Source organism: Marinobacter sp., assembly GCF_965229985.1.
Classification (GTDB): Bacteria; Pseudomonadota; Gammaproteobacteria; order Pseudomonadales; family Oleiphilaceae; genus Marinobacter.
Map to the genome: position 1 here is coordinate 176,531 of NZ_OZ245935.1, position 24,736 is coordinate 201,266.

Annotated in this window: 17 protein-coding genes, 2 tRNA genes and 1 rRNA gene; 12 read left to right on the forward strand and 8 right to left on the reverse strand. The window is 57.0% G+C overall.

What is annotated here, in order from left to right; genetic code table 11:
• Positions 1-6 precede the first annotated feature (6 nt).
• Positions 7-1,344, reverse strand: a complete 1,338-nt coding sequence (locus ACO06L_RS00790) for a TRZ/ATZ family hydrolase (protein WP_202347428.1) — start codon at positions 1,342-1,344, stop codon at positions 7-9.
• Between the two features lie 113 nt (positions 1,345-1,457).
• Here ACO06L_RS00790 and mtnA point away from each other — a divergent pair, with 113 nt between their 5' ends.
• Positions 1,458-2,522, forward strand: coding sequence for an S-methyl-5-thioribose-1-phosphate isomerase (gene mtnA, locus ACO06L_RS00795; RefSeq protein WP_421845159.1), 1,065 nt, complete (start codon positions 1,458-1,460; stop codon positions 2,520-2,522).
• Here the strand turns inward: mtnA and ACO06L_RS00800 are convergent.
• From ACO06L_RS00800 to ACO06L_RS00815, 4 genes are all read right to left on the reverse strand, one after another.
• Positions 2,511-3,311 (reverse strand): helix-turn-helix domain-containing protein, encoded by an 801-nt coding sequence (locus ACO06L_RS00800; protein ID WP_202347430.1) that lies wholly within the window; start codon positions 3,309-3,311, stop codon positions 2,511-2,513. The two genes, mtnA and ACO06L_RS00800, sit on opposite strands and share 12 nt — an antisense overlap.
• Positions 3,312-3,329: 18 nt before the next feature.
• The gene (locus ACO06L_RS00805; RefSeq protein ID WP_202347431.1) at positions 3,330-5,513 is read right to left on the reverse strand and encodes a carboxy terminal-processing peptidase; all 2,184 of its coding nucleotides are present in this window, start codon (positions 5,511-5,513) and stop codon (positions 3,330-3,332) included.
• A 238-nt stretch (positions 5,514-5,751) separates the two neighbouring features.
• The gene (locus ACO06L_RS00810) at positions 5,752-7,902 is read right to left on the reverse strand and encodes a 3-hydroxyacyl-CoA dehydrogenase NAD-binding domain-containing protein (protein WP_202347432.1); all 2,151 of its coding nucleotides are present in this window, start codon (positions 7,900-7,902) and stop codon (positions 5,752-5,754) included.
• Positions 7,903-7,931: 29 nt separating this feature from the next.
• On the reverse strand, positions 7,932-9,140 hold the full coding sequence (locus tag ACO06L_RS00815; RefSeq protein ID WP_202347433.1) for an acetyl-CoA C-acetyltransferase: 1,209 nt from the start codon (positions 9,138-9,140) through the stop codon (positions 7,932-7,934).
• Positions 9,141-9,328: 188 nt separating this feature from the next.
• Between ACO06L_RS00815 and ACO06L_RS00820 the strand changes: the two genes are divergently transcribed.
• Positions 9,329-9,592 (forward strand): late competence development ComFB family protein, encoded by a 264-nt coding sequence (locus ACO06L_RS00820; RefSeq protein WP_202347434.1) that lies wholly within the window; start codon positions 9,329-9,331, stop codon positions 9,590-9,592.
• 13 nt (positions 9,593-9,605) lie between these two features.
• Here ACO06L_RS00820 and ACO06L_RS00825 read toward each other — a convergent pair whose 3' ends face one another.
• On the reverse strand, positions 9,606-12,071 hold the full coding sequence (locus ACO06L_RS00825; RefSeq protein WP_202347435.1) for a DUF349 domain-containing protein: 2,466 nt from the start codon (positions 12,069-12,071) through the stop codon (positions 9,606-9,608).
• A 178-nt stretch (positions 12,072-12,249) separates the two neighbouring features.
• On the opposite strand from ACO06L_RS00825, the gene ACO06L_RS00830 reads away from it, so the two are divergent.
• A complete protein-coding gene (locus ACO06L_RS00830) occupies positions 12,250-12,720 on the forward strand; it encodes a regulatory protein RecX (protein WP_202347436.1) in 471 nt (156 codons plus the stop codon).
• A 20-nt stretch (positions 12,721-12,740) separates the two neighbouring features.
• Here ACO06L_RS00830 and mltF read toward each other — a convergent pair whose 3' ends face one another.
• Complete coding sequence (gene mltF, locus ACO06L_RS00835) at positions 12,741-14,183, reverse strand: membrane-bound lytic murein transglycosylase MltF (protein ID WP_202347444.1); 1,443 nt, start codon at positions 14,181-14,183, stop codon at positions 12,741-12,743.
• Between the two features lie 353 nt (positions 14,184-14,536).
• On the opposite strand from mltF, the gene purL reads away from it, so the two are divergent.
• Positions 14,537-18,442, forward strand: a complete 3,906-nt coding sequence (gene purL, locus ACO06L_RS00840) for a phosphoribosylformylglycinamidine synthase (RefSeq protein ID WP_202347437.1) — start codon at positions 14,537-14,539, stop codon at positions 18,440-18,442.
• Between the two features lie 416 nt (positions 18,443-18,858).
• Positions 18,859-19,170, forward strand: a complete 312-nt coding sequence (locus ACO06L_RS00845; RefSeq protein ID WP_064227481.1) for a YqfO family protein — start codon at positions 18,859-18,861, stop codon at positions 19,168-19,170.
• 9 nt (positions 19,171-19,179) lie between these two features.
• On the opposite strand, the gene ACO06L_RS00850 is transcribed toward ACO06L_RS00845, so the two are convergent.
• Positions 19,180-19,731 carry an NUDIX hydrolase gene (locus ACO06L_RS00850; RefSeq protein WP_064227482.1) on the reverse strand — a complete coding sequence of 184 codons (552 nt, stop codon included), beginning with the start codon at positions 19,729-19,731 and terminating at the stop codon, positions 19,180-19,182.
• Positions 19,732-19,828: 97 nt separating this feature from the next.
• Between ACO06L_RS00850 and ACO06L_RS00855 the strand changes: the two genes are divergently transcribed.
• The 7 genes from ACO06L_RS00855 (at position 19,829) to ACO06L_RS00885 (ending at position 24,653) form a co-directional block, all read left to right on the forward strand.
• Complete coding sequence (locus ACO06L_RS00855; protein WP_064227483.1) at positions 19,829-20,416, forward strand: NUDIX hydrolase; 588 nt, start codon at positions 19,829-19,831, stop codon at positions 20,414-20,416.
• A 1-nt stretch (position 20,417) separates the two neighbouring features.
• Positions 20,418-20,951 (forward strand): gamma carbonic anhydrase family protein, encoded by a 534-nt coding sequence (locus tag ACO06L_RS00860; RefSeq protein ID WP_202347438.1) that lies wholly within the window; start codon positions 20,418-20,420, stop codon positions 20,949-20,951.
• Positions 20,948-21,136: a DUF1289 domain-containing protein gene (locus ACO06L_RS00865; protein ID WP_064227485.1), complete on the forward strand. Its 189-nt coding sequence runs from the start codon at positions 20,948-20,950 to the stop codon at positions 21,134-21,136. Before ACO06L_RS00860 ends, ACO06L_RS00865 begins: the two co-directional genes overlap by 4 nt.
• Before the next feature lie 21 nt (positions 21,137-21,157).
• Positions 21,158-22,348 (forward strand): formate-dependent phosphoribosylglycinamide formyltransferase, encoded by a 1,191-nt coding sequence (gene purT, locus ACO06L_RS00870; RefSeq protein WP_064227486.1) that lies wholly within the window; start codon positions 21,158-21,160, stop codon positions 22,346-22,348.
• Between the two features lie 398 nt (positions 22,349-22,746).
• Positions 22,747-24,286, forward strand: a 16S ribosomal RNA gene (locus tag ACO06L_RS00875).
• Positions 24,287-24,377: 91 nt separating this feature from the next.
• Positions 24,378-24,454 (forward strand) — tRNA-Ile (locus ACO06L_RS00880).
• 123 nt (positions 24,455-24,577) lie between these two features.
• Positions 24,578-24,653 (forward strand) — tRNA-Ala (locus tag ACO06L_RS00885).
• The last annotated feature ends 83 nt before the right edge of the window (positions 24,654-24,736 follow it).

Consider the following 24,736-nt stretch of genomic DNA (forward strand, 5'->3'; position numbering starts at 1 on the left):
AATCGGTTAGTCAGCCTTGGTTCGGATTCGCCCGGCCCAATCTTCCACCCGAAGCATGAGATCGGCAACGTCAATGCGGGTAAGCCGGCCATCCTGTACTTGTGGTACGCCGTTAATCCAGCTATGGCTTACTGATCGGCCATGGTTGCTGTACACCAGATGTGAGGCCGGATCATAGACTGGCTGCAGGAACGGGTCGCTCAGATCAATGGCAATGATGTCCGCCAGCTTGCCCTCGGCCAGTGACCCAAGCTCATGATCCCGCCCCAGGGCCCGGGCTCCGTTGATGGTTGCCATTTCCAGGGCTTTATGGGCAGACACCGCCGAGGCATCACCGGCCACCACTTTGGCCACCATGGCAGCGGTGCGGAGCTCTCCAAACAGATCCAGGTCGTTGTTGCTGGCTGCGCCGTCGGTGCCAATAGCGACATTGATCCCGTTATCCAGAAGCTCCTGCACCGGACAAAGGCCGCTGGCCAGTTTCAGGTTCGATTCCGGACAGTGAATGACGTGGGCGCCGGATTGTTTCAGCAGGCTGATATCGCCGCTGTCGATCTGGGTCATATGCACGCACTGGGTCTCGGGGCGAAGTACCCCGAGGTCCGCCAGCCTGGCCGTCGGCCGCTGGCCCAGTTTTTCAGTAGCCTCGGCAACTTCAAAGGCGGTTTCATGAAGATGTATCTGGATAGCGGCACCGGTTTTCTCGGAAAGCCGGACAGCTTCGGCCATTGGGCCGTCGGACACGGTGTAGGGAGCATGGGGGCCAATGGCCGGCATGATGTAGCCATCGGATTTCCAGGTGTCTATAAAGTCGGCACCCTTGCTCAGATACTCGTCCGGGCCGGCGCCCCAGGGCGTTGGGAAGTCCAGCAGTGGAAAACAGATCTGCGCGCGAATACCTGCATCGTGGGCGACCTGCGCGGCGATTTCCGGAAAGAAATACATGTCCGTAAACGTGGTGGTTCCGGTGCGCAGCATTTCGGCCATGGCCAGTTGGGTGCCATCGGCAATGAACTGTTCGCTGATAAAGCGACCTTCGGCCGGCCAGATGTGATCATTCAGCCAGGTCATTAGCGGCAGATCGTCCGCCATCCCGCGAAACAGGGTCATGGCCGCGTGACCATGCATGTTGATCAGGCCGGGCATGACAACATGGTGTGGAAGATCGACGGTTTCACGGGTTCGGAATGTCCGGTCCGCCTGCTCCTGGGGGATTATGGCGGCCAGGCGGTTACCCTGGATTATAACTGCGTGATTCTCAAGCACCGTGCCTGCCGGCTCAATTGGAATCAGCCAGCGCGCGTTGATGCGAATATCGGCTGCGGTGATGGTGTCTGCCGTCATTCATTCCTGCCTTACAGCGCTTGGTGCGAACCTGCCGCACCTTGAAAATGTAGCCCGGAAGTATAACCGTTATACTGGCAGTTTTCAGCGCTGAAAAACCGGAGCAGTTTTCTATGGCAACAACCCCGAAACCCTCTTCCGAACGCAGCATTGGCACCGTTGCAATACGGTGGCATGGCAGCAGTCTTGAGCTGCTGGACCAACGACTGCTGCCTGGAGAGGAGCACTGGATAACGCTGGAAGGAGCGGCCGGTGTATCGCAGAGTATCCGGGATATGGTGGTTCGGGGCGCTCCTGCAATCGGCATCAGCGCGGCCTACGGGGTTGCTTTGGCCGCGAGGCACGCCGGTGGCGGCGATTGGAAGGCAGAGATCAAACAGGCGATTCGCGAGCTGGCGGCGTCACGTCCGACTGCAGTAAACCTGTTCTGGGCGCTGCAGCGCATGGAGCGGGTGTTTCACGCGTGCCATTCGCTGGACGAGGCGGTAAAACGCCTGGCCGGGGAGGCCGAGGCGATTCATGAGGAAGACCTGGCAGCCAATTTTGCCATGGCGGACCATGCCCTTGAGTTCATCGGAGCAGAGGCACCGTTTTCGGTGCTGACCCATTGCAATACCGGTGCACTGGCCACCGGGGGCTACGGCACGGCACTGGGCGTTGTTCGTCGTCTCCATGAGGAAAAGCTGCTGGCAGAAGTCTATGCCGACGAGACTCGCCCCTGGCTTCAGGGTGGCCGGTTGACGGCCTGGGAACTTTCACGCGACGGCATTCCCGTCACACTGAATGCCGATGGTGCTGCTGCCGCAATCATGGCCCGTAAAGACGTACACTGGGTGATTGTCGGCGCCGACCGGATCACCGCCAATGGCGATGTGGTGAACAAGATCGGCACCTACAGCCTGGCGATTCTGGCCCGTCATCACAAGGTGGGTTTCATGGTGGTCGCGCCTTCAAGCACGGTGGACATGGCGATGGCGGCGGGGGCGGATGTTCCCATTGAGGAGCGCGACGGCATTGAGATCCGGGAGATACGCGGTATTGGGTTGGCGCCGGAAGGCGTCAAGGTGTTCAATCCGGTCTTTGACGTGACACCGGCCAGCCTGATCGATGCGATCGTAACTGAAAAGGGCGTGGTGCATAACCCGAACATCACCGGTATGCAGGCGTTATTTGGTTGACGGTGGGGTGCGCTCCGGCTGTTTCTTTTTGGCGGCAGGCTTGTCAGGTGATCTTTTCACTTCGGGGGGCTTTTCCTCGTAGGTGGCCCTGAGTTCGGCCACCTGCCGTTCCTGCTCCTCAATAAAATGCAGGGACATCTCAAAACTCTGGCGGGTGAACTCCAGCACTTTCTGGAAACCTTCATCCGAGAGTGTGCGAGCGTCGTCATGCCGGCGGAAGATGTTGATGAACTCCCGCTCCCGCTCAAACTGCAGGGGCAGTCTCGCCACGCCCCAGTCGTTCAGAATCTGCCAGACTTCAGGGTTGTAGTTGCGGGTGGTGCGCATGATGAACGGAATGGGGTCGTTCCTGGCAATGAGGGCAGCCAGGCGTAGTATCAGCTCGAAAGAAAGCGTGGACGTGCCGTTCTCAATGGCTTCCAGAACCGACTTGTCCCGCAGGTTCAGCGCCTCACTCATTTCCGACAACGTCAGCCCGGCCACTTCCCGGATGTCCTTGAGAGACTGGCCTGCGGTGAGCATCGCCCGCAGTTGATCCTGGGAATTGATCAGAGCCCGACCAACCCGGAGCGACGTATCGGTGGCTTTGACCCCAAACCGGAGCGCCGAGCCGGTCAGGCTGGCCAGGCGGTCGATCAGTCCCTCTGGCGTCCGTTCCTGGGTTACCGGTTTTTCCAGCCCTTCCACTTGTTCCAGCGAGCGCATGGCGTGCAGGGCATCCAGAAGCATGTCCTGGAGCATTCGAGCTTTCTGGCCGCTGTCCTGCCCGCTGGTATCCTTCGCAGTCATGGGGCTGGAGGTCTCCGTTTAACGGGTTGCGGCGGAGGCTGGAGCCTGTGCCGCGAACTGCTGCGGATCCAGGATGGATGCCATACGGTTATCCAGGTCCAGCATGTCAGCCATGATATGGCCGCCTTCCCTGATCACGAAATCCAGTTCTTCGTCGGTGGAATCCAGATCAGCCGCTTGCTGGTCCTGCCAGTCTTCCAGGTCTTCGAGGGAATCGAACGGTGGTTGCCCTTTCAGCTCACGCCTGGCGTTTGCGATAGTCAACCGCGTGCGTTCGATCTGTTCGTGCTCGGCGCGACGTTCTTCCAGATTCAGGCTGACACTGTCCGTGGCGCGCTGTTTGGTCAGGAAGTCGATTTCCTGCTGCAACAGACTGAATTCCGGATTGGTTGAGAATCGCTCCTCATGCCGCTTGCGAAGCTCATCGATGATTCCGCTGAAATCAAAGTATCGGGTGTGCGGTACGGCCTCGATCTGATCCCAGGGCAGGGCGTGATCCAGAGCGTCTTCACCAATGCGGGTCTTGTCGATACGGGAGGGGATCTCGATGTCCGGGATAACCCCTTTGTGTTGGGTGGAGCCGCCGGATACCCGGTAGAATTTGGACTGGGTAATCTTGAGCTGGCCATGGTTAAGGGGGCGCACTGCCTGAACGGTGCCCTTGCCAAAGGTCTGGGAACCGACAACCAGTCCCCGGCCATAGTCCTGAATGGCGCCGGCGAAAATTTCGGACGCTGACGCACTCATGCGGTTGGTGAGCACCACCAGCGGCCCGTCATAGGCGACCGAAGGATCCTCGTCATTGAGTACCTGCACATCGTTGTTGGCGTTGCGAATCTGAACCGTAGGGCCTTTGTCGATAAACAGGCCAACCAGATCATTGGCTTCGTGCAGCGCACCACCACCATTGTTTCGAAGATCCATTACCAGGCCGTCGACGCCGTCGGCTTCGAGTTCCGCAATCAGGTTGCGGACATCCCGGGTAGTGCTCTTATAGTTCGGATCACCAGCCTGCATGGCCTGGAAGTCCGCATAGAAAGTAGGAATGGTGATCACGCCAATCGTGTATTCCTTGCCGCCGCGCTCAAGGCGGATGGTGTCCTTGCTGGCGCTCTGTTCCTCGAGTTTTACCTCGTCGCGTTTGATGGCGATAGTCTCGGTAATGGTCTCATCAGAGGCATTGGCCGGAATCACCTCCAGTGTGACCGTTGAATTTCGCGGCCCACGGATAAGATCGACCACTTCGTCCAGGCGCCAACCAATGACATTCACCGGTTTTTCGCCCTCCTGTGCCACCGAGACAATGCGATCTGCGGGTTCAAGCTGGCCTTGCTTGGACGCCGGGCCGCCAGGTACCAGTCTTACCACCTTGGTATATTCGTTGTCTGACTGAAGGACGGCACCAATGCCTTCCAGTGAAAGGCTCATGTTGATGTTGAAGTTTTCGGAGGTGCGTGGCGAAAAGTAAGAGGTGTGCGGATCCCACATGCCGGTGAACGCGTTCATGTAGGCCTGGAATGCATCTTCACTGCGGGCCTGGTAGGCGCGCTTGAGCTGGCCTTCATAGCGGCGGCGCAGAGTTTCAACAATGGCCTCGTCATCGGCGCCGTTCAGGCGTTGCGCCAGAACTGCGTTCTTGATGCGTTTTACCCAAAGATCATCCAGGGCCTTGGCGTCGGGTTCCCAGTCCGCTTCCGAGCGGTCGACCAGAATGCTCTCTTTGGCCGAGAAATCCAGCGAGTCTATGCCGTTATCAATGGTTTCCAGGGCAAACTGGAGACGTTCGATAATTCGCTGCTGAACCAGGTTGTAGATATCAAAGCCCGGCTGCAACTGGCCGGTTTTCAGGGCCGAGCCCAACTGGGTCCGGATTTTGTCGAATTTTGCGATGTCGTCTTGTGACAGGTAGATCCGTTGGCCGTCCAGATAGTCCAGATAGGCATCAAACACGTCGCCGGAGAGTTCATCGCTGATTCCGAGGTCCCGGAAGTGGGTGAACTGCAGCTGACGGGCGATCAGGATATTGGCTCGCGCCTGATCAATCGTCGGTGCAACTGGCTCATACACGGCGGGAGTCTCAACGTTGGCATGAAGCCCCATTGGCGCAGACAGCAGCAATGCCACAGTCATTGCCTTGCACACCCCGAACCGAACAGATCCGGCCGGAGAGCGACGAGCCATAATTCTTTCCGCGATGGTCATAAATGCTTACCTGACGGTGTTGGGAGCCACTCGGTTTTTGAGGGAGTGTCTACCCGTGACTGATTAAATTTATTGTAGGCAAGCACTACACCCGATGCCATAGGCAGGGCGTATCGGTTCGTGACAATCTGTCCATGAAGACGCCACGTTCGTAACCGGGAGATCAGGAGTGTCCTGTGTAAGGAAACTGCCGGGAGAATAGCCAAATCCTCCCGACAGTTGATGTGCAGAGGATGGATCAGGCGAACGGAGTGTTCGATTCCGCCTTGTCCTGCAGGAGTTTTGGTGGTGCAAAGCGTTCACCGTAGGTCTCGGCGAGCTGGGATGCCCGCTCGGTGAATGCCCTCACGCCATACTGATTGATAAACTGAATCGCACCACCCGTCCAGGGCGCGTAGCCAATGCCGAAGATACTGCCGATATTCGCATCCTCTACCGTGCGCAATACACCTTCCTCCAGACAACGAACCGTTTCGATGGCCTGAATGAAGAGGATCCGGTCTTTCAGCTCCTGTAGTTTGACCGTTCTTGCCTTCTCCGCATTCACGAACAGAGTTTCCAGCTCCGGCCAGAGGTGTTTCTTGCCGTTGGCAGGGTACTCGTAGAAGCCGGCGCCCGCAGCCTTGCCCTTGCGGCCATACTCGTTGACCATCGCATCGATGACGGCCTCCGCGGGGTGGGGATTCCAGGTGCCGCCGGAGGCTTCGGTATCCTTTTTACTTTGGTCCCGGATGTGTTGCATCAAGGTCATACTGACTTCGTCGGAAATAGCCAGTGGCCCGACGGGCATACCGGCCAGCACTCCCGCGTTCTCAATGCTCGCTGGATGAATACCTTCACCAAGCATGCAGATGCCCTCGTTGACGAAGGTCCCAAAGACCCGCGAGGTGAAGAACCCTCGACTGTCGTTGACCACCACGGGAATCTTTCCGATCTGCTGAACGTAGTCAAACGAGCGCGCCAGGGTTTCATCCGAGGTTTTTTCGCCGACGATGATTTCCACCAGCTGCATCTTGTCGACCGGTGAGAAGAAATGCAGGCCAATGAAGTTCTCGGCTTTTGCTGAGGCCTCGGCGAGTTGGGTAATGGGAATGGTCGAGGTGTTGGACGCAAAAATCCCGTTTGCCATCAGCTTGGGCTCTGCTTCCTGGGTAACTTTTGCCTTCAGTCCACTGTCTTCGAACACCGCCTCGATCACCAGATCACAGCCTTCCAGATCTTCTGCGGAGTCTGTGGCTTTGATACGGCCCAGGATGTCTGCTTTTTGAGCTTCGGTCATCCGGCCACGGCTGACCTTCTTGGCCAGCAGCTTCTCGGAGTAGCTTTTGCCCTTTTCGGCATTTTCCACCGAGACGTCTTTCAACACCACGTCGATGCCGCGCGTGGCCGTCGAATAGGCGATACCAGCGCCCATCATACCGGCGCCGAGCACACCCACCTTACGGAAGGTTTCTTTCTCAACGCCGTCGGGACGGCTGCCGCCGGCCTTGATGGCGTTCAGCTGGAACCAGAAGGTGCCGGTCATGTTCTTGGCGACCTGGCCAATCACCAGTTCAGCAAAATACCGGGTCTCGATCAGGCTACCGTTGTCGAAATCCACCTGGGCACCTTCGACTGCAGCGGAAAGGATGCGCTCCGGTGCCGGATAACAGCCTTTGGTTTTCTGCTTCAGCATGGCCGGGGCGATGGCCAGTTTCTGGGCCATGGCAGGATGGTGAGGCGCGCCGCCAGGAAACCTGAAGCCTTTCTGGTCCCAGGGTTGCTGACATTTGGGGTTGGCATCGATGAATGCCCGGGCTTTTGTGATCATGTCGTCGGCAGAATCGGCCAGTTCGTCGACAATGCCGGCCTTGAGGGCGGCCTTGGGATTCACCTTTTTGCCTTCCATCAGGAACGGAAAGGCCGCTTCCAGGCCAATCATTCGGGGCAGTCGTTGCGTGCCGCCACCACCGGGCAGCAGGCCCAGTGTTACTTCCGGCAGCCCCAGCTGAATGCTGTCGTCGTCAATGGCGATGCGGTGGTGGCAAGCCAGGGCGATCTCCAGGCCGCCGCCGAGGGCGGAGCCATTGATAGCAGCAACCACCGGTTTGCCGGTGGTTTCCAGGAAGCGCATGTGGGCTTTCAGGCCGTTGACCATATCTTCAAAGGTTTGGGCGTCATCCCGGGTGACCTTGTGCAGCTCTTTCAGGTCGCCGCCGGCAAAAAAGGTCTTCTTGGCCGAGGCAATGATCACGCCTCGGATGTTGTCCAGATCACCTTTCACTTTTGCGGCAGTTTCCGAGAGGGCGTCCCGGAAAGCGGCATTCATGGTGTTGGCGGACTGGCCGGGCATGTCGATGGTGAGGGTCAAGATCTGATCTGAACCCAGTTCGTAACGGATGGCACTCATAATCGGTTCTCCTTGAAAAGTGGACGGGTTCAGACGCGCTCAATGATGGTGGCAATGCCCATGCCGCCGCCAACGCACAGCGTGGCCAGGCCATAGCGAAGTTCACGCCGCTCCAGCTCATCCAGCAGGGTGCCAAGAATCATGGCGCCGGTGGCACCCAGCGGGTGGCCCATGGCGATAGCCCCGCCGTTCACGTTCACTTTTTCGTCGGGAACCGAGAGTTCCCGCTGGAAGCGCATAACCACAGAGGCGAAGGCCTCGTTCACTTCAAACAGATCGATCTGATCGGCAGTCATGCCCGCTTTTTCCAGCGCTTTGCGCGCGGCCGGGGCAGGACCGGTCAGCATAATGGTCGGGTCAGTACTGGTTACTGCTGTGGCAATGATGCGGGCGCGCGGTGTAAGACCCATGGCCTTACCCTTGGCCTCGCTGCCGATCAGCACGGCAGTGGCACCATCGACTATCCCGGAGGAATTACCGGCGTGATGCACGTGGTTAATCTTCTCCACGTAATGGTATTTCTCTCGGGCGACACCATCGAAGCCCATCTCGCCCATCATCTGGAAGGAGGGCTTCAGGCCGGCAAGGCTCTCCAGCGTAGTGTTGCCACGCACGTGCTCATCGCGTTCAAGGATCACCACGCCATTCTGGTCAGTGATCGGAATAATGGATTTGCCAAAGTAGCCGTTTTCCCAGGCATTGGCCGCTTTTTGCTGGGATTTCACGGCAAAACCATCGACGTCTTCACGGCTGAATCCCTCCAACGTGGCAATTAGATCCGCGCCGATACCCTGGGGCATGAAACCGGTATGCAGATTGGTCTCCGGGTCTGTGGCCCAGGCACCGCCGTCGGAGCCCATAGGGACCCGGGACATGGCTTCCACGCCACCGGCAACCACCATATCTTCCCAGCCGGAGCGTACTTTCATGGCGGCCAGGTTGACTGCTTCCAGCCCGGACGCGCAAAAACGGTTGAGAGTGACGCCAGCCACTTTTTCGTCCCAGTCGGCTGCCAGAGCTGCGGTCTTGGCGATATCTGCACCCTGATCGCCCACCGCGGTGACGCAGCCCATCACAATGTCATCCACCTGGGCGGTGTCCAGACTGTTCCTCTCCTGCAGCGCATGGAGCACCGTCGTCAACAGCGTTATGGGTTTGACGCTGTGAAGTGATCCGTCTTTTTTTCCACGCCCTCTGGGGGTGCGGACTGCATCGAAGATATACGCCTCGGTGGTCATTGCTTGTCCTCTGGTCATATTGTTTTCGGAATTGATTTACCGATGACATAACCATAGCCGGTTGCAGTTGCGGGGTGTAATGACGCGGGCTGCCAATCGCATTGGCGAAATTGCTCATGAACCATGACAAGGAGAGAGGTGGCTTCTATGGTGTTAGAAACCGCAGACGAATTCAGGAGGCGCAAGCCATGTCTCTGCGAGATGCGATCGACAATTTTTACGAACGGCTGGTGGTGGATGCCATTGAGGCAACGCGGCAGGAGTCTGACACAGCGGACTATCTTACCGACGTGATGTGCGTGGCCCTCAACCGGCTGCCCACACGGTATTACCGGCATTCAATCGACATGATGTTTTATCTGGCGGACGAGGAGCTTAAGGGGATGAAAGAGAAGTCCCTGGCCGCCGTAAAGGAAGCCAGGGAATTCGTCAGAGAGCATCAGCGGGAGTAGACCGCTGGGCGCCTCAGGCCTCGTTCAGATTGGCGATAGCCCTGTTCAGTCGCTCAGCGAGCTCCGTGTCCGCGTTTTTGCCAGTGCCACCCAGGCACCAGGCTGCCAGCAGTTTCTCTACATCCTGCATTTGATCCGTGCTGTTGTCGGCGGAACCCATGCCATTGGCAAGGCGCTGAACCTGGATTTCCATGCGGCGCTGCTGATCGGCTTCGGGGGAGGGCACGCCGCAAAGGATTTCTGCGCGAATCACCAGCTCGACCGGATCGCTGGTGTCTGACGTTTCGGCCAGCGCAGCCCAGTGCTGAGGCGCTGATTCACTGCCGGACTGGCCCGCTTTGGCCGCCATCACCAGAGACTGCCAGGAAGCCATTTTTGCCTGCAGTCTCAGAGTCGAGAGAATCTTGCTCAGCCGCTGCTTTTCTTGCTGGACCTGTTCTCTGACGCCTTTTGAGAGCGTAGCGGCATCAATATCCTTGAGCGTCGCCAGGGCCGCAGTGACTGCCTGTTCGTCACTTTCCGGGGATATTCCTGAAACCTGATTCAGGCCTGCTTGCGCCGTCTCGTCGGCGGCCCGTGATGCCTGCTGCTGTTCCGAGCGCTCGGCATCACGGCGGGCGAAGATCTGGTCACAGGCCTTTCGGAACGCTTGCCATAGTTTGCGGTCTTCCCGATGGCGGGTGATTCCGATGGCTTGCCAGTCTCCCTGGAGGGCCTTGGCCTGGTTCATGGCATCCTGAAGCGGCTCGTGTTCGACCAGGGCCTGGGCCTTTTCCACGATCGTTTGTTTCAGGCCTTCGTTCTTGCGCCGTTCCTCGTCCAGGGGTGCTTCCAGCCTCTTGAGCAGTTCATCGAAGCGCTTTTGAACGGCACGATTGTCCCGGAATTCCACCGGCCAGGCTTCCTTCCACTCCTGGCGGGCGGTCTGGTGGATGCGCTCTGCGGCCTTCCAATCGATTGACGACCAGTCGGCGTTGTTCAGGAAGCTTTCGAGTTGCTCGCAAATGGCGGCTCGCTTCTCCAGATTGGCCTGTTTCAGGCCCGATTTCGCAGAAAAGTAGGCTTTGCATGGCTCATAGGCCTTGTCGGACGCAGCCTTGAAGCGGGACCAGAGCGTTCGGTCGGAAGAGCCGCCCAGATCGCGCCACTCATTCTGCAATTCCTTGATTCGCTCCGCCTTGGCTTCCGGGTCCATGGGTTGCTCTGCCAGATATTCCATTTGCTCACACAGGGCAATCTGTTTCGGCTCGGTCGCAAAGCCCTGCCAGTCCGAGAGCTCCCTCAGTTGCCCGTTCAGCAGTTGCATCCGGGCCTGGAAGGGTTTGGCGTGGCGTTGATCCAGATCCCGGAAATGCTGCTGGGCGGTTTTGAACAGCTGTTTCGACTCTTTCAGCTGTTTGGCCTCAAGGGCATTTTCCAGTTTGTTGAGGTCGACTTCGAGCCGATTCGCCAGGGATTTCTGCTGCTCCTGGTCAACACGAGGCTGGGTCGGTGCCTTGGGCTTGCCGGCCAGTTTTCGCAATGGCTCCAGCAGAGTGGGGGTGGGGTAGCCTTCCGGCCAGTTGATCTCGGCAACCAGGTTCTTGGCCTGGGCGCGCTGCTCGTCAGTGGGATCGCCTTCGCCTTCAAGCAGAGCGCCGAGTTCGACGATGGTGTCCCGGTCCTGGGTAATCCGACGGACAGAACTGAGATAATTGCGCAGCGCCAGCATGGCGGTCTCGTAGGATTTCTGTTCCTGCTTTTCCACTGTCGTATCGCGGGTTGCTTCCAGCCAGCGGTTTTCCTGGGTCTTCTGCAGAGCATCCAGAGAGGCGAGTGAGGGCAGGGTCTCTGGCGGTTGTGCCTTGAGTTCATCCAGTGTGCGGGTCAACAGGTCCAGGGTTTCCCGGCGTTGCAGTCGCTGCTCATCCTGGCGCTTTTCATCCTCCGCGGCGGACTGCAGGGCTGCAATGCGCTCCTTGCAGCGGTGCACCGCTTCCAGAAACGGCTGTGTCTGTTCCGGGGTGGCATGCTCTTCCACGTCGGTCCATTGCTTCAACAGGGCATCAAGCCGGGCCTCGTAAAGCTTGGTGTCGTCGCTTTTTGCCTGATCCTGGGCGTGACGGATCAAGGTGGCAATGGTCTGGCCGATGCTGTGCAGTCGCGCCTGTTCTTCACGGCGGTGCTGAAGTGCCGACTTGACCGTCTGATAGACCCCCTTGTCCCGGCCTTTGGCCTGTTTCTGCACTTCCTGAAGACTGGCTTCATCAGTCAGCCTGCCGGCGGCAGTCTGTCGGATGTCCGATGTGACGCCTTCAATGGCGAGTTTGGCCAGGTCGCTCTGCGACGGCGAACCTTCAAGGGTTCCGAGCTGTTCTTCTCTCTGGCTGGCCCGGGTGTCCTCCTGTTCGACAGGCTCGGGCTGATCGGCTTTCCGGTGTTTCGGAGCTGCCTCGGGTGTTTTGCGGGATTTGAACAGTTTCTGGATGAACGCAGCCATAAGAGTATCCTTGGGTGTTGAAACCAGTTCACGGTGTCGGGCAAAGTTGGACCGCCACCGGCCATCGGCCTCCGGTTCGGGGCGCCGGGTAGTTTGACTGGTCAGCCTGAGGTGCTGGCCAGTTGGAGAAATTCGCGGCTAGTCTAGCGTTTTGTATGCGTGTGCGGAAAGGGTCTGTATGGCAAAACAGGAAAATCAGGACGATCAGGAATACAAGGCCCGGGCAACGGCGCTGAGATTGCTGGCCAGAAGGGAGCACAGTCGCCTTGAGCTGAGCCTGAAACTCCGTCAGAGAAAGGTGTCGGGCGACATTATTGACGCCGTTCTGGATGATTATGAGAAAGAAGGTTGGCTTGACGATAACCGGTTCGCTGACGTCTACGCTCGCCAGAGAATGGACCTTGGTTACGGACCGCTACGCATTCTGGGCGAACTTCAACAGCGTGGTGTGCATAAGACTCCGGAGTGTGTTGACGAGATGACTGAGGAAGACTGGTGTCAGCGAGCTATTGGTATCCGCGATAAGCGGTTCGGCCTGGGAGATCTCAGTGAAGACTGGGACGAAAAAGTGCGTCAGGCGCGTTTTCTGAATCGTCGGGGCTTTTCCGCCAGTCAGGTGGAAAGAGCCCTTGAAGTTCGCGCCGACTAGCCCGCTTCGGATGGGGAGCTTCAGAGGGTCGGCGGGATCATGCCGAGCTCTGCCGGCAGGCCCGCTCGGAGTTTTTCGTCGGGCTGTAGTTCGTCGGTAAGGATCCCCGATTTCGGGTTCTCCTCTATCTGCACGATTTGCTCCTTCTGCTCTGGCACCGGTGTGGCCGGTTCGTTGAGCCTGGCCAGAACATCATAGTAGCGCCGGATATTCTGAACGTAGATGACCGGTTCATGGCCCCGGGCGTAGCCAAAGCGGGTCTTGGTATACCACTCCTTCTGTGCCAGCAGTGGCAGGAATTCTTTTACATCCATCCATCGGTCGGGGTCCTTTCCAGCGCCTTCTGTGAGGCGACGGGCGTCCTCGAGGTGCCCAAAACCCACGTTGTAAGAGGCGAGGGCGAACCAGGTACGGTCCGGCTCGGGGATCCGTTCGGGGATCTTTTCGTGCACGATCCGGAAATACTTGGCGCCGCCCTGGATGCTCTCCTCGGCGTCGAGGCGGTTATTGATGCCGATATGGCTGGCAGTGTTCCGGGTCAACATCATCAGGCCTCGGACCCCGGTGGGGGACACCGCGTTGGGCCGCCAGTGGGACTCCTGATAACCGATGGCCGCGAGCAGACGCCAGTCCATATTGAAGTCCCTGGCATAGTCGCGAAACAGTGACTCGTATTTGGGTAGGCGGTTTTCCACATGGTGCATGAAGGTGCGGGCGCCGACATAATTGAGCCGGTCCAGGTGACCGTAGAAGCGTTCGGCAATCTGGGCCAGGGTGCCGTCGGCCTCCAGAGTGTCCAGAAACTGCCGGGCAGCGTTTGCCAGGGATTCATCCTGTGCCGACGGGAAAAACCAGGCCAGTTCGCCGGGTTCTCCCACGGCAAATGCCTCCTTCACCATCGGGTAGAACACGTGATTCAGGTCGAGTTCATTGGAGGAAACCATCGCGTAGGGGAATTCGCCGCTCTCGACGCGGGATAGTACGCCAGCGGCGTCGAGGCCGGGATGCACTTGCCACTGAAGCTCCGCGATTTCCTCCCGGGCTTTTTGGAGGCGATGCTCATGGTTGCTGTCGGCCACCACGTGAAGGGCTTTTCCGGCCAGGTCTTTCAGTGACTCAGGTCGCTCTACGTCCCGGTTATAAACCAGTATCGACTGTGCGGTAATACCGGTAGCCACGGAATGGAAATGACCGGCCGTGTCGGGCTGACTGGACAGCCCCAGCATGCCCAGGTGGGCATAATTCTTATCCAGTACCGACAGGATCTCAGTATTGTCATCGGCGACGCGGATCCGGAGCTTTACCCCCAGTTCATTAGCGAACAGCTTTGCCAGTTCATAGTCGTAACCGGTAGGGCCGCCCTCACTTTCCACATAGATAGAGGGTGCCGTACGGGTGATCACATGCAGCACACCCTCATCCCGGATTTCCTGGAGAGTGCTGGGTTGTGAGCATCCAGTCATTAGTAGGGCGGAGCCAAGTAAGAGAAGCGTCTTGGCGGATGCGCCTGTTAAAGCAGCAAGAATTCTGGGCAAGTCCCTGATCTCCGTCACGTCTGGATCATCTGGTTGCAGAGCCGCTTGCAGATCTGCACCCCTCTCTATCCTGAGTGTGGAATTCCTTTCCACCTGCTCAATGATCCTTGGTGTCGGATGGTTGGTCAATAAATCTGGTTAATTAATATGCAAAACAATGTCAATTGTACGGTCGGGGATTAACGCTTCAAGCGCTGTATCCCGGCCTCGCTTTCGAGTATCATGGCGGCCTTTCAAATTGCACCCAGACTTCCCCGTTTCGCGCGATACAGGTTGATATCATGCTTGAACTTCGCGGCGCTCCCGCGCTTTCGCCATTCCGCTCCCGCAAACTGCATTCCCGGATTCAGGACATCGTGCCTGAAGTCGAGCACGTTTATGCAGAGTTCATGCACTTTGTCGATCTAGAGGCGGACCTCTCTGACGCAGAGCAGGCTATCCTTGACCGACTGCTGACATACGGCCCCAGCGTGCCGGTGGAGGATCCGGACGGGGTTCTGTTTCTGGTCGTGCCGCGCCCGGGAACGCTTTCACCCTGGTCCAGCAAAGCAACAGACATTGCCCGTAATTGCGGCCTTCGTCAGATTCACCGAATCGAGCGGGGTACGGCCTACTACATCCGTTCTGGTCGTAAGCTTGGCCTGGAACAGCGCGAGAAGATCGCAGCCCTGCTTCATGACCGCATGACCCAGAAAGTATTTCATGAAATGGGCGGGGCGGAGCTGCTGTTCAGCCATGAGGAACCGCGACTCCTCGGGCGGGTTCCTGTTCTGGCGGGTGGCCGTAATGCCCTGGTTGAAGCGAACTCTCGCCTGGGGCTGGCACTTGCCGAAGATGAAATCGACTACCTGGTGAAGTCCTTCACGGATCTTGAGCGGGATCCGACCGACGTGGAGCTCATGATGTTCGCACAGGCGAACTCCGAGCACTGTCGACACAAGATCTTCAATGCCTCCTGGGATATTGACGGCGAGGGCCAGGAAAAATCCCTGTTCGCGATGATCCGCAATACCTTTGAAATGAACAGCGAAGGCGTCCTTTCGGCATACAAAGATAACGCATCTGTTATCCGGGGCAGCCGGGGTGGCCGCTTCTTCCCGGATCCGGAGACTGGGGTCTACGGGTACAACGAGGAAGATATTCACATCCTGATGAAGGTGGAGACACACAACCACCCGACGGCGATTGCCCCTGCGGCCGGTGCGGCAACAGGCTCCGGCGGCGAAATTCGCGACGAGGGCGCGACCGGTCGGGGTTCGAAGCCAAAAGCGGGTCTGACTGGTTTCACAGTCTCCAACCTGAACCTTCCGGACGACCCCCAGCCATGGGAAATCAACTATGGCAAACCGGAGCGGATTGCTTCAGCTCTCGACATCATGATTGAAGGGCCTATTGGCGGTGCGGCGTTCAACAACGAGTTCGGTCGTCCCAATCTGGCCGGCTATTTCCGCACCTTTGAAGAGAAAGTGCCGGGTGCCGCTGGCGAGGAAGTCCGCGGTTACCACAAGCCGATCATGATTGCCGGAGGTCTTGGCAACATTCGTGAAGAGCACGTTGAAAAAGGCAATATCCCGGTGGGCGCCAAGCTCATTGTGCTGGGCGGGCCCTCAATGCTGATCGGTCTTGGTGGCGGCGCTGCTTCGTCCATGGATTCGGGTTCCAGCAACGAAAACCTGGATTTTGCGTCGGTTCAGCGGGACAACCCGGAGATGGAGCGTCGCTGCCAGGAAGTGATCGACCGTTGCTGGCAGATGGGGGACAACAACCCCATCGCGTTTATCCATGATGTTGGCGCCGGCGGCCTTTCCAATGCCATGCCAGAGCTTGTTAAGGATGGCGGTCGAGGCGGCAAATTCGAGCTTCGCGACATCCCCAGTGATGAACCTGGGATGTCGCCGCTGGAGATCTGGTGTAACGAATCCCAGGAACGGTATGTGATGGCAGTCGCTCCGGAGAATCTGGAACGGTTTGATGCCCTCTGCCGCCGGGAACGTTGCCCCTATGCCGTGATTGGTGAGGCGACAGAGGCCCACCATCTGGAGCTGGGTGATTCCTACTTTGACGACAAGCCGGTTGACCTGCCGATGGAAGTGCTGTTTGGCAAGCCGCCGCGCATGCACCGGAGCGTCAGTCGCGCTTCTTTTACCAAGCCCATATTCGACTCCACTAAAATCGATCTGGACGACGCCATTCGCCGTGTTCTGCGTCTGCCGTCCGTTGGCTCCAAGAGCTTTTTGATCACCATTGGTGACCGGACCATTACCGGCCTGGTTGCGCGGGATCAGATGGTTGGGCCCTGGCAGGTCCCGGTCGCTGACGTGGCTGTGACTGCCACCTCCTTCGATGTTCGCACTGGTGAAGCGATGGCCATGGGCGAGCGCACACCGGTTGCAACGATCGACTCCCCTGCGTCTGGTCGCATGGCCGTGGGTGAAGTGATTACCAATATGGCCGCCGCTCCGATCGCGAAACTGTCCGATATTCGCCTGTCTGCAAACTGGATGGCGGCTGCCGGACATCCGGGCGAGGATGAAAATCTCTATGAAACCGTTCGTGCAGTAGGGATGGAGCTGTGCCCGGAGCTGGGTATTACGATTCCGGTCGGCAAGGACTCAATGTCCATGAAGACCATGTGGGAGGAAGACAGCGGCGAACAGAAGAGCGTAACTGCACCGCTTTCATTGATCGTCAGCGGCTTTGCACCGGTAACCGATGTTTCCAGAACCCTGACTCCCCAGTTGGTGAAGGATGCCGGCGAGACCGACCTGATTCTGGTAGATCTCGCTGCCGGTCAGAACCGCCTGGGTGGTTCCGCTCTGGCTCAGGTGTACCGTCAGGTCGGTGCTGTGGCGCCGGACCTGGATGATCCCGAGGACATCAAGGCTTTCTTCGCGGTCATTCAGGGTCTGAACTCCGACGGTAAACTGCTGGCCTATCATGACCGTTCGGACGGTGGCCTGTTCGTCACGCTGGCTGAAATGTGCTTTGCCGGCCGTTGTGGCGTTGATATCAAGCTGGATGGCCTCGCTGAAGATCGCAGCCAGTTTGCCAGGGAACTGTTTAACGAAGAGCTGGGTGCTGTTATTCAGGTGCGCAGGGAAGACACCGGTTTTGTCCTGCAGCAGTTCTCTGCCGCGGGTCTTGGCGACTACATCAGTGTGATTGGCAGCCCGAATGACACCGACAGCCTGCGCCTCACCTTTGAGGGCGGCACGGTAGTGGATGAACCTCGTGTAGAGCTCCAGCGTCTATGGGCGGAAACCAGTTACCGCGTTCAGTCTCTGCGGGATAACGCCGATTGCGCCCGCGAAGAGTTCGATAATCTGCTTGATGCGGAGGATCCCGGTCTTCACGCCGAGCTCTCCTATGACATCAACGAGGATGTGGCCGCCCCCTATATCAACAAGGGAGCCCGTCCTAAGGTTGCAGTTCTGCGAGAGCAAGGTGTTAATGGACAGGTTGAAATGGCGGCTGCATTCGATCGCGCCGGTTTCGATTCTGTAGACGTGCACATGAGCGATTTGCTCTCTGGCCGGGTTACGCTGGATGGCTTTAATAGCCTGGTTGCCTGTGGCGGATTCTCCTACGGTGACGTTTTGGGCGCCGGTGAAGGGTGGGCCAAATCCATTCTGTTCAGCGATCGCGTCAGGGACCAGTTTGCGGCATTCTTCAATCGTCAGGACACGTTGGCACTGGGAGTGTGCAATGGCTGTCAGATGCTCTCCAACCTGCACGAACTCATTCCGGGCAGCGAAGGCTGGCCTCGTTTCGTACGCAACCAGTCCGAGCAGTTTGAAGCACGGCTGGTTATGGTTGAGGTGATGCCATCGCCGTCTGCGTTCATGGACGGTATGGCCGGCTCTCGCATGCCCATTGCGGTTGCCCATGGCGAAGGCAGGGTTGAATTTGCCAGTGGCACCTCCGCGGAGGCACTCTCCGAAAACGAGCTCGTGGCGCTGCGCTACGTGGATAATCGCGGGCAGGCAACGGTTCGTTATCCCTATAACCCGAACGGTTCGGAAGCCGGAATTACGGGGCTTACTACCCGCGACGGCAGGGTCACGATCATGATGCCGCACCCTGAGCGAGTGTTCCGGGCTGTTCAGCATTCCTGGCGTCCATCAGAGTGGCAGGAAGACGGTTCCTGGATTCGCATGTTCCGAAATGCGAGACGCTGGTTCGGTTAAATTCCCGCGTCAGTAAAGAGCCGGTTCTGGGTGCGCTCAACATGAGCGTTTTCTCCAGAGCCGGCTTTTTTATTGGCTGCCCCGTTTCTGGGCATTTTTCAAGGGAAAAATTCGGCGAAAATGGCAAAAATTCCCTTGACTCAGTATTTTTATGCACATTGCTGGTGCCTTCCTGTTTGTTCTGTGAACAAAGACCGGGAAATCGGTTCAACTTTTGCGCAAAACACATAAACTATTGAAAAATATAGAATTAATTAATCAGGTGATTTTGTCGCCAATTTAACGAAAGTGCAGTGATTACGGGGTTTGGGGGCGTGTTCCCAAAAACTTTCCCCAGAGTTATCCACAGATTCTGTGGGTAAGTGTCTAAGCTATTAATCTGTACAAAAAATATCCGATCCAAGGGAGGGTTTTCGATGTACAAGATGTGTTATTTCGTTCCGGAAACTCATGTTGAGCAAACCAAGCAGGCATTGTTTGATGCCGGAGCTGGTCGTATTGGTGATTACGATTGTTGTGCCTGGCAATGTCTCGGAAAGGGGCAGTTTCGTCCGCTTGAAGGAAGCGATCCATTTCTTGGCAAAGCCGGTGAGATTGAAGCGGTGGATGAGTACAAGGTTGAGCTGGTTTGTGCTGACGAGCTGATACGGGACGCTCTCGCAGCGCTCAAGCGGGCCCACCCCTATGAGGAGCCCGCTTACGAGGTCTATCGAATGGAGGAGTTGTAGCCGGCGGCCTTATTTGCGGTCTTTCGCCATGGGGTGGCGGATGTCGCTCACATGCACACCGAAGGACTCGCGCCTGAAGTCGGCCAGGAACAGCTCCAGGGTGCGCTTCACGGTTGGAAAGGAGATCTCCTCCCAGGGGATCTCATCCAGCCCGAACAGTCTGGATTCCAGAGATTCCTCACCTGCACCGAAATGCCCGTCTTTCAGTGTCGCTCGGTAGAACATGTGAACCTGATTGATGTGCGGAACGTCGATGATCGAGTAGAGGCCCTCAATATTCACTTCAGCGAGGGCCTCTTCCAAAGTTTCGCGCTCAGCGGCCTCAATAGTGGTTTCTGCGTTCTCCATGAATCCGGCGGGCAGCGTCCAGTAGCCATAGCGCGGTTCGATAGCTCTTCGGCACAATAATATCTGCCCCTCCCATACGGGAACGGTGCCGGCGACAATGCGAGGGTTCTGGTAATGTATGGTATCGCAGCTGACACAGACATAGCGGTGACGGTTATCGCCTTCGGGGATGCGTTGTTCAACCGGTTGGCCGCATGTGCTGCAGTACTTCATGATTTTCCCCGTATACTGAAATTGGTGTGGTAGTCAGTTTAACGATCCCGGCTGCCTCTGTCTCATCCAACCTCCGGATGTACCGTGGAGACGAACATTGCGTGATTTACTTGCCGAGCGCCTCGCCGGCTATGCGCCGCGGCAGCTGGCGCTGGATTATCCCGAGGCCGGGATTCTGGTCCCGATAACCGATGATCACCGAAACCCCGAAATGATTTTTACGCTCAGGTCTGAAAATCTGAGCACTCATCGCGGGCAGGTAGCCTATCCTGGCGGTAAACGTGATCCTGAAGACCCGTCTCTGGCAGCAACCGCGTTGCGTGAAACCCACGAGGAAATCGGACTGCCGCCGGACCAGGTGCAGATCATTGCGCCTCTGAGCCAGGTGATGTCCCGTTACGGAATTCTCGTGACCCCATACGTTGGCGTGATTCCCGGGGATCATCCTCTGGAGCCGAATCCGCACGAGATTGAAAGTGTATTCCGGGTACCGCTCTCCTTTTTCCTGGAGGACCGACGCGAGCGCACAGACGCTCTCAATTTCCTGAACCATACGTTTTACGTGCCTTGTTATCGGTGGGAACGCTACGAAATCTGGGGTTTGTCGGCAGTGGTTCTGGTTGATTTCCTGAACGCTGTGTACGATGCCGGAATTGACCTGCTTGAACCGCCTGAAGGAGGCTGAGATGTTTTACCAGTTGAATGACCGAACGCCAGAGCTGGAAGGTGAGGGGCACTTCGTTGCCGACAATGCGTCTGTGATAGGCCGAGTCCGGCTGATGGAGAAAGCCAGCGTCTGGTTCAACGCCGTTGTCCGTGGTGACAATGAGTGGATCACGATAGGGCCAGAGACGAATATCCAGGACGGTTCCGTTCTGCATACCGATCCCGGTATGCCGCTCACTCTTGGAAGGGGCGTAACGGTTGGCCACAAGGTTATGCTTCACGGCTGCGAGATTGGCGATTACTCATTGATCGGTATCAACGCGGTCGTTCTGAATGGTGCAAAGATTGGTAAGCATTGCCTGATCGGTGCCAATGCACTCATACCTGAGGGGATGGAGGTGCCCGATGGTTCCATGGTTGTCGGTTCACCGGGCAAGATCAAACGGGAGCTTAATGACAACCAGAAAAAGATGCTGGAAATGAGTGCGCAGCACTATGTGCAGAATGCAGCCCGCTATGCTGATGAGCTCAAGCCCTGCGAGCCGAAGAAATGAGTGTCGCTGACAAGGTACGCTCGCCCTGCGTGAGCATTTGCGCCCTTGATGAAGATGATGTCTGTGTTGGCTGTCATCGAAGCGGAGACGAAATCACCCGTTGGACCGGTATGGATAATGAAGAGCGTCGCGAGGTGCTGCAGAAGGTGGCGGAACGCGAAAAGAAATCCCTGATTCACGGCTAATTGTAAAGGTGCTGGCAGATCATGACTGACTCAGTTCGAATTGGTACACCCCTCAAAGGCAACGCTTTCAGGGTTCTGTTTTGCGGATCCGGTGAGCTTGGAAAAGAAGTAGTCATCGAGTTGCAGCGCTATGGCGTTGAGGTGATTGCCGTGGATCGTTATGCCGATGCGCCTGCCATGCAGGTGGCTCATCGGAGCCATGTCATCGACATGCTCGACGGCGCCAGTCTGCGCCGCGTCATTGAGCAGGAAAAGCCGAATCTGATCGTTCCTGAGATTGAAGCCATTGCCACGCCGGAATTGGTCAAGTTGGAAGAAGAGGGATATCACGTCATTCCAACGGCGAGGGCGGTAAACCTGACAATGAACCGTGAGGGAATCCGTCGGCTTGCTGCTGAAGAGCTGGGATTGCCAACGTCGCCATACCGCTTTGCTGGTTCCCGGGAGGAATATCTCGCAGCGGTGAAGGAGATAGGGCTTCCACTGGTGGTAAAGCCGGTTATGAGTTCCTCGGGCAAAGGACAAAGTACGGTCAAGACCGAGGGAGATATTGAAGCGGCTTGGGAATATGCCCAGTCTGGCGGACGTGCCGGTAAAGGAAGGGTGATCGTTGAGGGGTTCGTCGATTTCGATTATGAGATTACCCTGCTGACCGTCAAGCATCGGGACGGAGTTTCGTTTTGTGAACCCATAGGGCATCGGCAGGAAGACGGAGACTACCGGGAATCCTGGCAACCCCAGCCGATGGCGCCCCTGGCCTATGAGCGTTCGGCTGAAGTCGCCCGGGCCGTGGTAGAAAATCTCGGTGGATATGGCATCTATGGTGTCGAGCTCTTTGTTAAAGAAGACAGCGTCTGGTTCTCAGAAGTTTCGCCACGTCCCCATGATACAGGGCTGGTAACCCTGGTATCCCAGGACCTCTCCGAGTTTGCGCTGCACGCGCGGGCTATCCTGGGTCTACCGATCCCCTCGATCCGTCAGACCGGTCCATCGGCATCGGCGGTGATTCTTCCTGAAGGAGATTCAACAGAGGTTTCCTATTCAGGGCTTGAAGCGGCGCTTTCGGAGCCGGATACCCAGTTGCGCCTTTTCGGAAAGCCCGAATTAAAAGGGCGTCGTCGAATGGGGGTTGCGCTGGCGAAGGGTGCTTCTGTAGAGGAAGCGCGGAAAAAAGCGCGCGGCGCGGCACAATCGGTTATCGTTGAACCATGAATCTTTATCGAATGTTGGTGTCATAAAGAGGAATCGTGAGGTTTCATGAAAAAAATCAAAACCAATCGTTGACACCTCCTGAGAGGTCTGTAGAATGCGCATCTCTTTCGAGGGGTAAGCCACTCAGGCAGCTCCGGATTCGAAAGGCAACTGTTTGAAAGTACTGAAGAAAACGAGTTTTAAAATTCTTCAGATTAACGGTTGACAAGGCAGCGGAACGATGTAGAATACGCGGCCTTGATTGAGCAACAGCTCAAACGCTCTTTAAAAAGTTGACCAAGTAATTCGTGTGGGCGCTGGCCGAGGTATTTCGGGTATGAAATATCAGGACAGTGACTCGTCGAAATTGAGTTTTGTCTTGAGCAAGAATAGAGAATCTTCGGATTCTTGTATGATTTAAACTGAAGAGTTTGATCATGGCTCAGATTGAACGCTGGCGGCAGGCTTAACACATGCAAGTCGAGCGGTAACAGGGGGTGCTTGCACCCCGCTGACGAGCGGCGGACGGGTGAGTAATGCATAGGAAACTGCCCAGTAGTGGGGGATAGCCCGGGGAAACCCGGATTAATACCGCGTACGCCCTTCGGGGGAAAGCAGGGGATCTTCGGACCTTGCGCTATTGGATGTGCCTATGTCGGATTAGCTAGTTGGTGGGGTAAAGGCCTACCAAGGCGACGATCCGTAGCTGGTCTGAGAGGATGATCAGCCACATCGGGACTGAGACACGGCCCGAACTCCTACGGGAGGCAGCAGTGGGGAATATTGGACAATGGGGGCAACCCTGATCCAGCCATGCCGCGTGTGTGAAGAAGGCTTTCGGGTTGTAAAGCACTTTCAGTGAGGAGGAAAACTCTGCGACTAATACTCGTAGGGCTTGACGTTACTCACAGAAGAAGCACCGGCTAACTCCGTGCCAGCAGCCGCGGTAATACGGAGGGTGCAAGCGTTAATCGGAATTACTGGGCGTAAAGCGCGCGTAGGTGGTTTGATAAGCGAGATGTGAAAGCCCCGGGCTTAACCTGGGAACGGCATTTCGAACTGTCAGGCTAGAGTATGGTAGAGGGTAGTGGAATTTCCTGTGTAGCGGTGAAATGCGTAGATATAGGAAGGAACACCAGTGGCGAAGGCGGCTACCTGGACCAATACTGACACTGAGGTGCGAAAGCGTGGGGAGCAAACAGGATTAGATACCCTGGTAGTCCACGCCGTAAACGATGTCTACTAGCCGTTGGGACTCTTGAAGTCTTAGTGGCGCAGCTAACGCACTAAGTAGACCGCCTGGGGAGTACGGCCGCAAGGTTAAAACTCAAATGAATTGACGGGGGCCCGCACAAGCGGTGGAGCATGTGGTTTAATTCGACGCAACGCGAAGAACCTTACCTGGCCTTGACATGCAGAGAACTTTCCAGAGATGGATTGGTGCCTTCGGGAACTCTGACACAGGTGCTGCATGGCCGTCGTCAGCTCGTGTCGTGAGATGTTGGGTTAAGTCCCGTAACGAGCGCAACCCCTATCCCTAGTTGCTAGCAGTTCGGCTGAGAACTCTAGGGAGACTGCCGGTGACAAACCGGAGGAAGGTGGGGATGACGTCAGGTCATCATGGCCCTTACGGCCAGGGCTACACACGTGCTACAATGGTGCGCACAGAGGGCTGCAAACCCGCGAGGGGGAGCCAATCTCACAAAACGCATCGTAGTCCGGATCGCAGTCTGCAACTCGACTGCGTGAAGTCGGAATCGCTAGTAATCGTGAATCAGAATGTCACGGTGAATACGTTCCCGGGCCTTGTACACACCGCCCGTCACACCATGGGAGTGGATTGCACCAGAAGTGGTTAGTCTAACCTTCGGGAGGACGATCACCACGGTGTGGTTCATGACTGGGGTGAAGTCGTAACAAGGTAGCCGTAGGGGAACCTGCGGCTGGATCACCTCCTTAAACGAAGCCGAAAGCTTCGGTCAGAGTCCACACGAATTACTTGGTTAGCTGAATAAAGAGAGCAGATGGGTCGTTGCAGGCCCGTGTTTTTGGGTCTGTAGCTCAGGTGGTTAGAGCGCACCCCTGATAAGGGTGAGGTCGGTGGTTCAAGTCCACCCAGACCCACCAGAATTGCGTGGCTCGTCGTTGCTTCCAAGCTCACGTGCTACTCGCACGCTACGCTTGCAAGCGCCTAGATCCACACAATTCTATAGCTGAGGTTGAATTGACCTGGCTTGTGTGGAAGATCGAGGGGCCATAGCTCAGCTGGGAGAGCGCCTGCCTTGCACGCAGGAGGTCGGCGGTTCGATCCCGCCTGGCTCCACCAAAAGCCTGAACGATCGATGCTTTAAACTGACTAACTCCGGTTAGTAGTGTACAGAAACGAATGTTTCATACTGATGAAGCCTT